This window comes from Microbacterium sp. F01 (assembly GCF_056156365.1).
The window spans coordinates 3042684-3057175 of record NZ_CM149592.1; the positions used below are offsets into that span (position 1 = coordinate 3042684).

Here is a 14492-nt window from a genome sequence, read left to right on the forward strand (position 1 = left end):
AGCCCGAGAGTAGCGGGTTGCCCGCCTCAGACGAGGGCGGTCCGGGCGGTGCGTCGCGCGTGCGCGCTGAGGTCGTCGCCGCGACGCGCCAGGAACTCCTCCAGCCGGACGCGGTCGACGCGTCCGATCTCGCGGAGCGCCACGCCCACATTCGTCTGCACGAGGTGCTCGGGATCGTCCGCGAGGATCTCGCACAACGCGAGCGGGTCATCGAGGTCGCGCGCCCTGATGATCGAGAACGCCGCGGTGATCGCCGTGCGGCGATGCCAGCGGTCGGCGGACCGGGCGAGCTCGAACAGCACGTCGCGCCGGCGGTCCAGCAGGTAGTGGCCGACGACGCGCGGCGCGGACCGGTCGATGTAATCCCAGGTGTCGATGCGGTCGAGCCGCCGCATCCACAGCTCGTACAGCGCCGCGCGGTCGACGCCCTTCGTCCGCGCCTGGAAGTCGAGGATCGACACGGCGACCATGCGCATCTCGTAGGCGTCCGAGTCGAGCAGCCGGTCGACCTCGGCCAGCGGCATCCGTGAATTCGTCTTCGCGATGTCGAACACGGTGCCCATGCGCACGCCGATCACCTCGGTGCGCGGGTCGGTCATGCGCCGCTCGATCTTGGCCCGTTCGTCGACGGATGCTGCGCCCTCGAGCGCCGCGCGGACACCCTCGGCGGTCAGCGCCCCGGGCTCAGTCACCGCCCTCGAGCCCGGATGGTCGCAGTTCGGCGCCCGCGTGCGCGAGCTCGGCGAGCGCCGCATCGCTGGACTCGGCCGCGACCCCGGCGATGAGGTCGGTGAGGATGCGGACGTGGCGGCCGTGCTCGATGGCGTCGAGCGCCGAGGCGCGCACGCAGTAGTCGGTGGCGATGCCGGTGATGTCGACGTCGACCACGCCGTGCTCCTCGAGGAGGTGCGCGACCGTCACGCCGTCGTCGGTGGTGCCCTCGAACAGCGAGTAGGCGGGCTTTCCCTGCCCCTTCTTGACGTGATGGGTCACCGACGACGTGTCGAGGCCGGGGTCGTACTCGGCGCCCTCGGTGCCGCTCACGCAGTGGACCGGCCAAGTGTCGACGAAGTCGGGCTCCGGGTGGAAGTGCCCGCCGTTGTCGCCCTCGCCGTGGTGCCAGTCCCGCGAGGCGACGATCACGGCGTACTCCTCGGCGTGCGTGACGAGGAACTCCGAGATGCGCTGCGCGACGGCATCTCCGCCCTCGACCGCGAGCGCACCGCCCTCGGTGAAGTCGTTCTGGACGTCGACGATGAACAGCGCCTTGCTCATGGTTCGAGCGTACGCCTGTACTCCTCCCGGGTGAGCGGATGCCCGTCGCCGGCCACGAGCTCGGGGGCGATGTCGGCCGGGAGCGGCTCGTCGTGGGCCGCAACTCCGCCCGATTCTGCCGCGGGTGCCGCCGTCGCGGGTGTGCCGGGCTGGGCCGGCGCGTTCGAGGCGGAGTTGCTGCCCGGCGCAGCGCCGGCATCACGCCGCCACAGCCCCGAGGGCCACCAGATCGCCTTGCCGATGTCGTACGAGAGCGCCGGCACCAGCAGCGACCGCACGATGAACGTGTCGAGCAGCACGCCGAAAGCCACGATGAACGCGATCTGCACGAGGAACAGGATCGGGATGACACCGAGCGCAGCGAAGGTGGCGGCGAGTACGAGTCCGGCCGACGTGATCACCCCGCCCGTGGCGACGAGGCCGCGGAGGATGCCGGGTCTTGTGCCGTGGACGAGAGACTCCTCGCGCACGCGCGACATCAAGAAGATGTTGTAGTCGACGCCGAGCGCGACGAGGAACACGAACCCGTAGAGCGGCACCGCGGGGTCGGCCCCCGGGAAGCCGAACACCTCGTTGAAGACCAGCGCGCTGACGCCGAGCGCCGTTGCGAACGACAGGATCACGGTGCCGATCAGGAGAACCGGGGCGAGGATCGAGCGCAGCAGCAGCATGAGGATCACGAGGATCACCGCGAGGATCACCGGGATGATCACGGTGCGGTCGCGCGTCGACGTGTCGTTGGTGTCGATGTCGGTCGCCGTCTCGCCGCCGACGATCGTGGTCCCCTCGCCGAGCGTCTCGTCGAGGTCGGCGCGCAGGTCGCGGACGGTGTCCTCCGCGGCGACGGAGTCGGCAGCATCGGTCAACGTCCCGATGACCAGCACGTCGCCCTCGGAGATGGTCGGCTCGGGTGCGGGCGTGCCGGGCGGACCCACGGCGGTGAACACCGGCTCGCCGTCTTCGACCGCGACTTGCGCCTGACCCGTCGGTGAGTCGTCCGAAGCGACCGATACCGACTCGATGCCGTTCGACTCATCGAGCACGGCGACGGTGTCGGCGACGTCCTCCTCCGGAACGATGACGTACACCGGCGAGCCGGAGCCCGCCGGGAAGTGCTCGGCGAGCACCTCCTGGCCGTCGCGCGCCTCGGATGAGCCGAGCACGAGGTCGCTGGTCGGCACGCCGTCGGCTTTGAGCTGCGTGATGCCCACGGCGCCGGCGAGCAGCACGATCGTGCATGCGATCCACACGATGCGGGCGTGGCGGGCGACGAATCGCGCCTGCCGCGGCCACAGGCCCTTGACCGGCTGCGTGAGGTCGTCGGGGATCATCGCGATCGGCTCCTTCGGGATGAAGGGCCAGAACGCCGCGCGTCCGCACAGCGCGAGGAGCGCCGGCAGGAAGGTCAGCGCCGACAGCATCGAGAACACGATCCCGATCGACGCGATCGGGCCCAGGGCGCGGTTGGTCGCGAGGTCCGACAGCAGCAGGCACAGCAGGCCCGCGATGACCGTGCCGCCCGAGGCCAGGATCGGCTCGAAGGCTCCGCGCCACGCCGAGAGCGCAGCATCCCATTTCGATATCCCGGTCGCGATGGATTCGCGGAACCGGGCGACGTACAGCAGCGCGTAGTCGGTCGCCGCGCCGATCACGAGGATGAAGAGGATGCCCTGCACCTGGCCGTTCAGCACGACGATGCCGGCGTACGCGAGCCACCACACGGTGAGGAGGGCCGCGCACAGCGCGAACATCGACGTCAGCAGCACGAGGACCGGCAGCAGCGGCGAGCGGTAGACGATCACGAGGATCAGGAACACCGCGAGCAGGGCGACGCCGAGGAGGAGCCCGTCGATCCCGAGGAAGCCCTCGACGAGGTCGGCGGTGAAACCGGCCGGGCCGGTGACCCAGCCCTCGAGTCCGGACGGAAGGTCTTCGACGACGAGAGTCCGGATCTCTTCGACGGTCGGCCCCACCTCGCCCGAGGCGTCGATGGGCACGAAGACCTGCACGGCCTCGCCGTCGTCGGACGGGATGGGCGGCGACACGTCCTCCTGCACTCCCTCGACCTCGGCGATGTCGTCGGCCAGGGCCTGCACGTCGGCGATGTCGTCCTCGGTGAGCTCGCCGTCCCCCGTGACGACGACGACCGCCGGGATGCTGTCACCGCCGAGGAAGTCCGCGAGCCGCTCGTTGACCTGTGTCGCGTCGGCGCTCTCGGGCAGGAACGACGAGCGGTCGTTGCTCGACACCTCATCGACCTTGCCGAAGTACGGTCCGCCGATGGATCCCGCGGCCAGCCAGATGAGGACGAGGAGGGCCGGGATTCCGATCCGCAGCCATCCCGAGGGGCGACGGTTCGCGTGGTGAGGCGAGGTCATATCGCTAGCTTATCTAGCGAACTGAGTTCACCTCGACACTTGACATCAGGTCCTCGATTCGGCTCTCTTCGCCGCGCTCCTATGCTGGGTCGCGATGCTCTCCGCTGCCATCGCCCTCATCGGCGCCATCGTTTACGGCTCCGCGGACTTCCTGGGCGGACTCGCCGCCCGGCGGCTGCGATCGATCGTCGTGACGGCCGTCGCCGCGCTCTCGGGACTCGCCGCACTGCTCGCGGCCCAGCCGCTGTTCGGCGGAGTGTGGTCCGTGTCCGACGTGGCCTGGGGCGTGGTCGGAGGCGTGTGCAGCGTGGTCGCGATCGCGCTCTTGTACGCCTGCCTCGCGATCGGCCCGATGAGCATCCTGTCGCCGCTGACCGCGGTGGTGTCGGCCGTCGCGCCGATGCTGTGGGGGCTGCTTCTGAACGGCGATGCCCTCGCGCCGATCGGCTACGCCGGACTCGGCGTGGCGCTGGTCGCGGTGGTGCTCGTGGGCTTCATCCCGGGTGAGAAGATCGTGCGCCCCAGCACCCGCGGGCTGGCGATGGCCGTCGGCGCGGGCCTCGCGATCGGCGCGTTCCTCATCGTGCTCGATCAGACCTCCGACGACAGCGGGCTGGTGCCGCTGGTGACGAGCCGCGCGACGAGCGCGGTCGTCACGTGCCTCATCGTCGGGGTGCTGGCCCTCGCAGCCCACCGCCGCGGCGAGCGCGCCCGGTCGGTGCTGGCGGTCAACGGGCTGCCGCTCGGGGCGACGCCCAGCGGGCACGCCGATCTCGAGCACGCGGCCACGGGTGTCGGGCGCGTCCTCACGACGACGGGTCAGGCCTGGTGGCTGGCCATCGCATGCGGGATCGCGGATGCCGCAGCCAATGCTCTGGCGCTGTTCGCGCTGCGCACCGGCGACCTGGCCGTGGTGTCGGCGCTCACCGCCCTCTACCCCGCCGGCACGATCCTGCTTGCGGCGATCGTGCTGCGCGAGCGGGTCGCCGCCGTGCAGTGGGTGGGACTGGGCCTCGCGCTCGCGGCCGGCGGGATGCTGGCCGTCGCGTAGCGGTCGGGCGCGACCGCCGAGCGGCGTGTCAGCCGCGGACGAACAGCATCACGAGCGACGTGGCGAGCGCGACCACGCCGAGCGCCAGCATCCCGATCGCGAGGCGGGCGACCGCCCGCACGGCCGGCGAGCCTTGGGTCAGCCGCATCCGGTTGAGCGAGCCGCGGCGGACGAAGACGTCAGCCATGTCAGCGTCTCCGATGTGGTGCTCCTGCTCGTGCGTGAGGTGCGCCTCCCCGACCCCGCCGTCCTCGTCGAACCAGCGGACGAGCCGGCCGTCGGGACCGTTCTCGACGACAGCGCGCACGGGCAGCCACGTGCCGTCGAAGAGGTACATGATGAGAGCGACGCCTGCGAGAAGAGCACCCACGCCGAACCCGATCCACGAGAAGATCTCGGCGAGGGCGTCGATCGCCTGAGGCACCGCATCACCGTCCTTCGGATACGGAAAACGGCCGCTGTCCGCGGCCGTTCCGGTTCTGAGCCACCTAAGGGAATCGAACCCTTGACCTAATCATTACGAGTGATTCGCTCTGCCGACTGAGCTAAGGTGGCGGGCCTCGCTTGCGCGACGCACAAGCAACGATCTTACAGGGTCCCGAGGGTGCTCGCGAACCACGCGGAACGAGGCATCCATCCCGGACTCGATCCCACTCTCCGGCGGACTCGGTGTCGACGTGTTACGGCCAGGTTTCAGGATGCCCGGAGAGCCCACGTAGGTTCGAACCCGGTCCGCGACGAAGCGTGCGCGGTCCGTGGATCGTGCGCGCGGTCACAAGCCCGAGACGGGCCTCGATCCACAGGAGCACTCACATGTCCACGTCCAAGAAGCTCACCGCCGCAGCAGCACTCGCGCTTCCTCTCGCCCTCCTCCTCGCCGGCTGCGCCGGGACCGGAACGGATGCTGCCGCCGGCGCCTCCGACGAGAACGAGGTCGTCCGCATCGGCGTCGTCGACTCCGGCGACCCGTACTGGGAGACCTACAAGGAGGCCGCGGCGGACGAGGGCATCGAGGTCGAGCTCGTCAACTTCAGCGAGTACACACAGCCGAACCCCGCCCTCTCGGCGGGCGAACTGGACCTCAACCAGTTCCAGCACATCATCTACCTCGCGACCTACAACGTGCAGAGCGACGACGACCTGCAGCCGATCGGCGCCACGGCGATCTACCCGCTCGGCCTGTACTCGTCGCAGTACGAGTCGGCCGACGACATCCCCGAGGGTTCCACGGTCGCCGTCCCCAATGACGAGTCGAACCAGGCCCGTGGCCTTCTGGTGCTGCAATCGGCGGGTCTCATCGAGTTGAAGGACGGCGGCTCGGTCTTCTCGACCGTCGCCGACGTGCTGCCGGACTCCAAGGTGAAGGTCGAGGCGCTGGACGCCGCGTTCACTGCGACCTCGCTTCCCGATGTCGCCGCGGCAATCGTGAACAACGACTTCCTCGCGGACGCGAACCTCACCCCCGAGGACGCCATCGCCACGGACGACCCGACCGATCCGACCGCGTTCCCGTACATCAACATCTTCGCGGCCAAGGCCGAGGACGCCGACAACCCGACGTACCTCAAGCTCGTGGAGATCTACCAGAACACGCAGGACGTCCTGGACGGCGTCGTCGAGGCCTCGGGCGGCACCGCCGTGCTCGTGAAGACCCCGGTGGACGAGCTCGTCACGTCGCTCACCGACGTCGAGGACGACATCCGCGCCAACTCGTAACACCCGCCACACCGCGGCACTCGTCTGTGCGGCCCGTCAGCGCTTCGTGCGCGCGGGCCGCACATGCGCGTTCCGCCGAGGAGCACCCATGACCCTCATCCGCCTGACCGGCGTGACCAAGACCTTCCCGCCGCCCGCCAAGGACGCCGCACCCGTCGCCGCGGTCGACGATGTGTCGCTCGAAGTAGCCGCCGGCGAGGTGTGCGGCATCATCGGCTACTCCGGCGCCGGCAAGAGCACCGTGCTGCGGCTGGTGAACGCCCTCGAGACGCCGACCTCCGGCATCGTCGAGATCGACGACCGCGACATCACGCGCCTGCGGGAGCGCGAACTGCGCGAACTGCGCGGCGACATCGGCATGATCTTCCAGCAGTTCAACCTCTTCGACTCCCGCACGGTCGCGAAGAACGTCGCGTACCCGCTGGAGGTCGCCCGACGCCCGCGTGCCGAGATCGTCGCGCGCGTCGACGAGCTGCTGCGCTTCGTCGGCCTCGCCGACAAGGCGAAGAGCTATCCCGAGCAACTGTCGGGCGGCCAGAAGCAGCGTGTCGGCATCGCGCGCGCCCTCGCGACCAGCCCGCGCATCCTCCTCGCCGACGAGGCGACCAGCGCCCTCGATCCCGACACGACGCAGGAGGTGCTCGCACTCCTCAAGCGCATCAACGAGGAGCTCGGCGTCACCATCCTCGTGATCACGCACGAGATGGACGTGATCCGCACCCTCGCCGACCGCGTCGTCGTGATGGAGAACGGCCGCATCATCGAGAGCGGCGCCGTGTTCGACGTCCTGTCGGCGCCGCAGCATGCCGCCACGCGCCGGTTCGTCGCGAGCATCATCGAGGACGTCCCGGTCGGCGACCAGCTGCGCACTCTGCGCGATCGCCACCCGGGACGCATCGTGACGTTCACGATTCGCGACGGCGACATCACGCAGGCCGACGTCTTCGCCGCCCTCTCGTCGCACGGCGTGCGTTTCGAGCTCGTGCACGGCGGCATCAACGACATCGGAGGGCGCGTCTTCGGGCACCTCACGCTGGCCTTGACCGGAGAGGCGGATGCTGTGCAGCAGGCGATCGAGGCGGCATCGGCGTTCGCGCCGCTCATCGAGGAGGACGCCCGTGGATAGGCTCCTCGATCTGCTCCCCGAGCTCTGGGCGGCGACGGCGGAGACTCTCTACGTCGTGTCGCTGAGCCTCGTCTTCGGCGGCATCGCCGGGCTCTTCGTCGGCCTCGCGCTGTACGCCACCCGCCCCGGGAGCCTGTTTCCCAACCGGTTCCTCTTCGGCACGATCAACGTCATCGTGAACTTCTTCCGGCCGATCCCGTTCGTCATCCTCCTCGCTGCCGTGCAGCCCATTGCGCGCAGCCTCGGCATCCCCGGCATCGGGCCCGAGTTCGGCATCTTCGCGATCACCATCGCGTCGCTCTTCGCGATCAGCCGCATCGTCGAGCAGAACCTGCTGACGGTCCGCCCCGGCGTGATCGAAGCGGCCCGCGCCACGGGCGCGAGCCGCTCACGGATCCTCCTGCGCCTCCTCCCCCGAGAGGCGCTCGGACCGCTGATCCTCGGCTACACGTTCATCGTCGTCGCGCTGGTCGACATGACCGCGATCGCCGGCGCCGTCGCGGCCGGCGGCCTCGGCGAGTTCGCGATCGTGTACGGCTTCAAGCAGTTCAACCCGGCGGTGACCTGGGCGGCGGTGCTCGTGATCATTGTGATCGTGCAGCTGGTGCAGTTCCTCGGCAACGCGCTCGCCCGCCGCGTGCTGCGCCGCTGACACCCGCGCCCCGGATGACGGAAGGCGGATGCCGCGACACGAGGTCGCCGCATCCGCCTTCTGCTGTCATCGGCGGCTCACTCGCAGCGCAGGCCGTCCTCCGGAGGCGTGCCGTCGAGCAGGTAGGTCTCGATCGCAGAGTCGACGCACGAGTTGCCCTTGTTGTAGCCGGTGTGGCCCTCGCCGACGCGCGTCACCAGGACGCCGGAAGAGAGCTGATCGGCCAGCGACACCGACCACTCGTAGGGGGTCGCGGGGTCGTTCGTCGTGCCGACCACGACGATCGGTGCTGCGCCGTCGGCGGTGATGGGCTCGCGCACGCCGGTGGGCGGGGACGGCCACACCTCGCAGGGGTCGGGACCCTGCCAGTACGGCGCCACGGTCGGCGCCTCGGCCTCGAGGAGCGCTGTGGCGTCGGCCTGCTCCTGCTCGGTGGCGTCGACCGGGTAGTCCATGCAGTTGTAGGCGCGGAACGCCTCGGTCTGGTTGTCGAGGTACGTGCCGTCCTGGCGGTTGTTGTAGAAGTCGGCGAGCTGGAACGCGACATCGGCGTTGCCCTGCAGGACGTCGGTGAGGGCCATCGTGAGGTAGCTCCAGCTGTCCTGCGAGTACAGGGCGGCCACGATCGCGGTCATCAGGGAGTCCGCGCCGAGCATGCGGCCGTCGGCGTTCGCGATGGGGTCCCGGTCGACGCTCGCGAGGAGCGCGCCCAGGTCGGCCATGGCCTCGTCGACCGTGCCGCGGAAGGGGCATTCGTCGTCGGTCAGGCAATCAGCCATATACGCGCGCAGGGCATTCTCGAAGCCGACGCCCTGGGTGATGCCGACATCCAGCCCGGAGATCGACGGGTCGATCGCACCGTCGAGCACGAGACGTCCCACCTTCTCGGGGAACAGCTTGGCGTAGGTCGCCCCGAGGAAGGTGCCGTAGGAGTAGCCGAGGTAGTTCAGCTGCGTGTCGCCGAGCACCGCTCGGATGAGATCCATGTCACGGGCGGCGTTCTCCGTCGTGATGTACGGCAGGATGCCGTCGCTGTTCTCGTCGCAGGCCGCGCCGAACGCCTCGTGCCGTTCGAGGAGCTCGTCGGTCCAGGCATCCGTTCCCCGAGGGTTCTCCGGGATGTCGTAGAGGTAGGCGTCCATGTCGGCTGCGTCGTAGCAGGTCACCGATGTCGACTCACCCACGCCGCGCGGATCGAAGCCGATGACATCGAACTGCTGCCGCACGGGGTCGCTGACCGCGAACGACACCGAGTCCCGGATGAGGGCCACGCCGCTCGCGCCCGGCCCGCCCGGGTTGGTCAGCAGGGATCCGATGGGCTCGGTGGTGCCCTCGGAGCGGCTGCGGATGACCGACAGCTCGATGTCGCCCTTCGACGGATCGGTCCAGTCCAGGGGCGCCGTCACCGTGGTGCAGTCGAACGTCTCGTTGCAGCCGGACCAGTCGAGCGTCTGCTCGTAGTAGGGCAGCAGGTTCTCGGCGACGCCGTCGGTGTCGGCCGCCTTGCTCGACGTCGGCCGGGGCGACGCATCGGGGATCATCGCCGACAGACAGCCGCTCAGGACGACGGATGCTGCGACCAGGCCGGCGATGACGGCGAAGGCGCGACGAAGTCGGCGGGGACGGGTCGGGTTCACGGGATCCTTCCGCTCGCGACGGTGACGAGCATGCTTTCGAGCGCCAGAGCGGGCGCGGCGTTCAGTTCGAGATTCTCGCGGGTGACGCCGATGCGGTCGACGACCGTCAGCGTGCGCTCGGGCGCCCACGCGGTGGCGAGGGCGCGCAGGTCGGGCTCGAGCTCGCGGTTGATGAGGTCGGTGGCGCGCCCGAACTGCAGCAGCAGCACGTCGCGGAACATCGACTCGAGGTCGGTGAGGACGCGGTCGATGCCGTCGCGCAGGCTGCGCGTGGCGCGGCGCTTCTGCTCGTCCTCGAGCGCCGAGAGCTGCGACCGCACGGCGGGCGGGACCGCGGCGCCTTCGGCGATGCCGAGGGTGCGCAGCAGACCGGAGCGCTCCGCCTCGTCGCGCTCCGCAGTGAGCGCCTTGGCGTCGTCGGTGGCGGCGGCGACGATCGCGCCAGCGACCTCCACCGCGTCGCCCACGCCGCGCACCGCGAGCACGCCGCGCAGCGTGGCGTCGCGGCGGGCGCGGGCGGCAGCATCCGTCGCGAGCCTCTGGGCCATGCCGATGTGACGCTGCGCGTGCCGCGCGGACTGCTCGGCGATCGCCGGGTCGACGCCGCTGCGCCGCACGATGAGGTCGGCGACATCGGCGACGTCGGGCTCTCGCAGTCGCAGCGTGCGCACGCGCGAGCGGATCGTCGGCAGCAGGTCGGCGTCGCTGGGCGCGCACAGCACCCAGACGGTGCGCTCGGGCGGCTCTTCGAGGGCCTTCAGCAGCACGTTCGAAGTGCGCTCGACCATGCGGTCGGCGTCTTCCATGACGATGACGCGGTACCGCCCGAGCGAGGGCGCGAAGTACGACCGCTCGACGAGCGCCCGGGCGTCCTTGATGGAGATGATGACGCCCTCGGTGCGCAGCGCCGTGAGGTCGGGGTGGGTTCCGGCGAGCACCTGGTGCATCGTGCGCTCGTCACCGGGCTCGGCGATGAGGGCCGCCGCGAAGGCGTGGGCGAGCGTCGAGCGGCCCGAGCCGGGAGGGCCGGTGATGAGCCAGGCATGGGTCATGGACGCGGGATCGGATGCTGCCTCCCTGAGCGCCGCGACGGCGTCGGGCTGCCCCCACACGTCGCCCCAGGGGAACGCCTGGTCATCCGCTGCGGGAGACGCCCCAGCGACAGCGGCGACCGGCTCCATGCCGACCAGCCTAGCCACCGAGTCGGACACCGGCTGTGCGTAGGCCGAGCGTTCGCCTCATGCGAGCAGCGGCTCCACGCGCGCCCGCACCACGGCGGCGAGCTCGTCGGGCGGCAGCGACGCGTCGAGCACGAGGAAGCGCCCGGGCTCGGCGGCGGCGAGCGCCAGGAACTCCTCCCGCACGCGGGCGTGGAAGTGCTCCTTCTCGGCCTCGAGGCGGTCGAACGGCTTGTCGTCGGCGTCGAGGCGCGCACGGGCCGATGCGGGATCGAGGTCGAGGAGCACCGTGACGTCGGGGAGCAGTGCTCCGGTCGCCCACAGCGACAGCTCGCGCACCTCGTCGCGCCCGAGGACGCGCCCGGCACCCTGGTACGCGACCGACGAGTCGAGGTAGCGGTCCTGGATCACGACCTCGCCACGAGCGAGCGCGGGGCGGACGAGCGTCTCGATGTGGTGCGCCCGGTCGGCGGCGTACAGGAGCGCCTCCGCCCGGGGTGCGACCTCGCCCCGGTGGTGGAGGACGATGTCGCGGATGAGCACGCCCACCTCGGTGCCGCCGGGCTCGCGCGTGCGCACGACGGTGCGTCCGGCATCCGTCAGCCATGCGTCGAGCAGCGCCGCCTGCGTCGTCTTGCCGACGCCGTCGCCGCCCTCGAACGTGACGAAGAGTCCGCGCGCGGTGTCGCCGGCCGCCGTCACTTCTTCGCCGCGGGCTTGCGCGTCGTCGTCGTGCGGCGCGCCGGGCGCTTGGCCGGGCCCTTCGCACGCTTGTCGGCGAGCAGCTGCACCGCGCGCTCGAACGTGACCTCCATCGCGTCCTCGCCACGCGGGATCGTCGCATTCGTCTCGCCGTCGGTGACGTACGGGCCGAAGCGGCCGTCCTTCAGCTTGATCGGCTTGCCGCTCGTGGGGTCGGCCTCGAACTCCTTGAGGGCCGACGACGCGCCGCGCGCGCCGTACTTCGGCTGGGCGTAGACCGCCAGCGCCTCTTCGAGCGTGATGTCGAAGATCTGCTGCTCGCTCTGCAGTGTGCGCGAGTCGGTGCCCTTCTTCAGGTAGGGGCCGTATCGACCGTTCTGCGCGGTGATCGGGGCTTCCGTCTCGGGGTCGACGCCGACGGTGCGCGGGAGGTCGAGGAGCTTCAGCGCCGTGTCGAGATCGATCGTGTCGACCGACATCGACTTGAAGAGCGAGGCCGTGCGCGGCTTCGGCGCGGCCTCCTTCTTCGCGCCGCGCTTCTTCGGCGCTGGCTCAGGCTCGACGGCGACGACCTCGCCGGTCTCCTCATCGACCTCTTCCTCGGCAGGCGGGTCGGTCTCCTGCACATACGGGCCGAAGCGGCCGTCCTTCACGACGACGAGCTTGCCGTTGGCGGGGTTCTCCCCCAGCACCCGGTCGCCGGCAACCGGGGCGTCGATGAGCTCCTGCGCGCGAGCGGGCGTCAGCTCATCCGGCGCGAGGTCCTCGGGAATGTTGACGCGCCTGGGCTCGGCGTCCGGCTTCTCGGCGTCGGGCACCTCCAGGTACGGGCCGTACTTGCCGAACCGCAGCGTCGCGACGTCGCCGATCGGCGTCGAGTTGAGCGCGCGCGCGTCGATCTCGCCGAGGTTGTCGACGATGTTGCGGAGGCCGACGTGGTCGGTTCCCCCGAAGTAGAAGTCCTGCAGCCAGTCCTGGCGCTTCTGCTCGCCGCGGGCGATCGCGTCGAGGTCGTCCTCGAGCGCCGCCGTGAAGTCGTAGTCGACCAGGTCGGCGAAGTGCTGCTCGAGCAGTCGCACCACGCTGAACGCGAGCCAGCTCGGGATCAGCGCCTGACCGCGCTTGGTGACGTAGCCGCGGTTCAGGATCACGTCGATGATGCTCGCGAACGTCGACGGGCGTCCGATGCCCTTCTCCTCGAGCGCCTTCACGAGGCTCGCCTCGGTGTAGCGGGGCTTCGGGCTCGTCGCGTGGCCCTTCGGCTCGACGTCGCGCAGGCGCAGCACGTCGCCCACCGCCATCGCGGGCAGCGACTGATCGTCGGACTTGTCGCTGTCGCCGCGTTTCTCGTCGCGGCCCTCTTCGTAGGCCTCGAGGAAGCCCTTGAAGGTGTAGACGGTTCCGGAGGCCGTGAACTCGGCGCGACGGCCGGCCGCCGAGACCTCGAGGGTCACGGTGGTGGTCTCGTACTTCGCGTCCGACATCTGGCTGGCCATCGTGCGCTTCCAGATGAGGTCGTACAGGCGCAGCTCGTCGCGATCGAGCTGCCCGGACACCTCGGACGGCGTGCGGAAAGTCTCGCCCGACGGACGGATCGCCTCGTGCGCCTCCTGCGCGTTCTTGCTGTTGTTGCGGTAGCTGCGAGGGTTCGGCGGCACCGACTTGTCGCCGTACATCGCGACGGCCTGCTCGCGCGCGGCCTGCACGGCCTGCGTCGACAGCGCCGTCGAGTCGGTGCGCATATAAGTGATGTACCCCTTCTCGTAGAGGCGCTGCGCGACGCCCATGGCGTGCTTGGCGCTCATCGAGAGCTTGCGACCGGCCTCCTGCTGGAGGGTCGAGGTCGTGAACGGGGGCTTGGGGCTGCGGGTTCCGGGCTTGGACTCGAGGGCGGTGACGGATGCCTCGGCCGCCGCCTCGATCGCGGCAGCGAGTTCGCGCACCTGAGCCTCGTCGAGGACCAGCACCGCCTTCTTCAGCTCACCGCGGTCGTCGAAATCGGTGCCGCGGGCGAGCACCGCGCCGTCGACGCGGGCGAGGCGGGTCGAGAACGATTCGTCGATGCCCTGCGGCCGGTTCGGCGCGGCGAGCGCCTCGATGTCCCAGTAGGACGCCGAGACGAAGGCCATGCGCTCGCGCTCGCGGTCGACGACCAGTCGCGTCGCCGCGGACTGCACACGACCGGCCGACGTGCCCTGCTGCACCTTGTACCAGAGCACGGGGCTGACGTCCCAGCCGTAGAGGCGGTCGAGAATGCGGCGGGTCTCCTGCGCGTCGACGAGCGCGAGGTCGAGTTCACGCGTGTTGCCGACGGCGGCCTGGATCGCGTCCTTGGTGATCTCGTGGAACACCATGCGCTTGACGGGGACCTTCGGCTTGAGCGTCTGCAGCAGGTGCCACGCGATGGCTTCGCCCTCGCGGTCTTCATCGGTGGCGAGCAGGAGCTCGTCCGCCCCCTTCAGCGCGCGCTTGAGCTCGGCGACCGTCTTCTTGCCGCGCTCGCTCTCGACGTAATAGGGGTCGAAGCCGTTGTCGATGTCGATCGAGTACTTCCCATAGGCCTGCTTCTTATCGGCCGGGATGTCGCGCTTGTCTGCCAGGTCGCGGATGTGCCCGACCGAGCTGAGCACCTCGTAGCCATCGCCGAGGTACCCCTGGATCGACTTCATCTTCGTCGGTGACTCGACGATGACGAGCTTCTTGCCTTCTGCCAACGGGGGCGTCCTTTCTTCGACGCAAACCATACACGCCAGTTCCCGGTGCGGGCGCTGTGAGAC

General features: G+C 70.0%; 12 protein-coding genes and 1 tRNA gene. 4 read left to right on the plus strand and 9 right to left on the minus strand.

Annotation, left to right across the window (positions count from 1 at the left end):
* Positions 1–26: 26 nt before the first annotated feature.
* From ACVN90_RS13995 to ACVN90_RS14005, 3 genes are read right to left on the minus strand one after another with little or no spacing between them, the layout of a single operon-like run.
* Complete coding sequence (locus ACVN90_RS13995; protein WP_475098831.1) at positions 27–692, minus strand: DNA alkylation repair protein; 666 nt, start codon at positions 690–692, stop codon at positions 27–29.
* Complete coding sequence (locus ACVN90_RS14000) at positions 685–1275, minus strand: isochorismatase family protein (protein WP_475098832.1); 591 nt, start codon at positions 1273–1275, stop codon at positions 685–687. Before ACVN90_RS14000 ends, ACVN90_RS13995 begins: the two co-directional genes overlap by 8 nt.
* Positions 1272–3653, minus strand: coding sequence for an MMPL family transporter (locus ACVN90_RS14005; protein WP_475098833.1), 2382 nt, complete (start codon positions 3651–3653; stop codon positions 1272–1274). The genes ACVN90_RS14000 and ACVN90_RS14005 overlap by 4 nt, the downstream gene beginning before the upstream one ends.
* A gap of 94 nt (positions 3654–3747) precedes the next feature.
* Between ACVN90_RS14005 and ACVN90_RS14010 the strand changes: the two genes are divergently transcribed.
* The gene (locus tag ACVN90_RS14010) at positions 3748–4704 is read left to right on the plus strand and encodes an EamA family transporter (RefSeq protein ID WP_475098834.1); all 957 of its coding nucleotides are present in this window, start codon (positions 3748–3750) and stop codon (positions 4702–4704) included.
* A 28-nt stretch (positions 4705–4732) separates the two neighbouring features.
* Here ACVN90_RS14010 and ACVN90_RS14015 read toward each other — a convergent pair whose 3' ends face one another.
* Positions 4733–5128, minus strand: coding sequence for a hypothetical protein (locus tag ACVN90_RS14015; protein WP_475098835.1), 396 nt, complete (start codon positions 5126–5128; stop codon positions 4733–4735).
* Positions 5129–5186: 58 nt separating this feature from the next.
* Positions 5187–5259 (minus strand) — tRNA-Thr (locus tag ACVN90_RS14020).
* A gap of 258 nt (positions 5260–5517) precedes the next feature.
* On the opposite strand from ACVN90_RS14020, the gene ACVN90_RS14025 reads away from it, so the two are divergent.
* From ACVN90_RS14025 to ACVN90_RS14035, 3 genes are all read left to right on the plus strand, one after another.
* Positions 5518–6420 (plus strand): MetQ/NlpA family ABC transporter substrate-binding protein, encoded by a 903-nt coding sequence (locus ACVN90_RS14025; RefSeq protein WP_475098836.1) that lies wholly within the window; start codon positions 5518–5520, stop codon positions 6418–6420.
* A gap of 88 nt (positions 6421–6508) precedes the next feature.
* The gene (locus ACVN90_RS14030; RefSeq protein ID WP_475098837.1) at positions 6509–7546 is read left to right on the plus strand and encodes a methionine ABC transporter ATP-binding protein; all 1038 of its coding nucleotides are present in this window, start codon (positions 6509–6511) and stop codon (positions 7544–7546) included.
* Complete coding sequence (locus ACVN90_RS14035; RefSeq protein WP_475098838.1) at positions 7539–8198, plus strand: methionine ABC transporter permease; 660 nt, start codon at positions 7539–7541, stop codon at positions 8196–8198. The genes ACVN90_RS14030 and ACVN90_RS14035 overlap by 8 nt, the downstream gene beginning before the upstream one ends.
* Before the next feature lie 77 nt (positions 8199–8275).
* Here ACVN90_RS14035 and ACVN90_RS14040 read toward each other — a convergent pair whose 3' ends face one another.
* The 4 genes from ACVN90_RS14040 to topA are packed head-to-tail and all read right to left on the minus strand — an operon-like array spanning position 8276 to position 14429.
* Positions 8276–9835 carry an alpha/beta hydrolase gene (locus tag ACVN90_RS14040; protein WP_475098839.1) on the minus strand — a complete coding sequence of 520 codons (1560 nt, stop codon included), beginning with the start codon at positions 9833–9835 and terminating at the stop codon, positions 8276–8278.
* Positions 9832–11016, minus strand: coding sequence for a DNA polymerase III subunit delta' (locus tag ACVN90_RS14045; RefSeq protein ID WP_475098840.1), 1185 nt, complete (start codon positions 11014–11016; stop codon positions 9832–9834). Before ACVN90_RS14045 ends, ACVN90_RS14040 begins: the two co-directional genes overlap by 4 nt.
* Positions 11017–11073: 57 nt before the next feature.
* Positions 11074–11715 carry a dTMP kinase gene (gene tmk / locus ACVN90_RS14050; RefSeq protein WP_475098841.1) on the minus strand — a complete coding sequence of 214 codons (642 nt, stop codon included), beginning with the start codon at positions 11713–11715 and terminating at the stop codon, positions 11074–11076.
* Complete coding sequence (gene topA / locus ACVN90_RS14055; protein ID WP_475098842.1) at positions 11712–14429, minus strand: type I DNA topoisomerase; 2718 nt, start codon at positions 14427–14429, stop codon at positions 11712–11714. The genes tmk and topA overlap by 4 nt, the downstream gene beginning before the upstream one ends.
* Positions 14430–14492 lie beyond the last annotated feature (63 nt).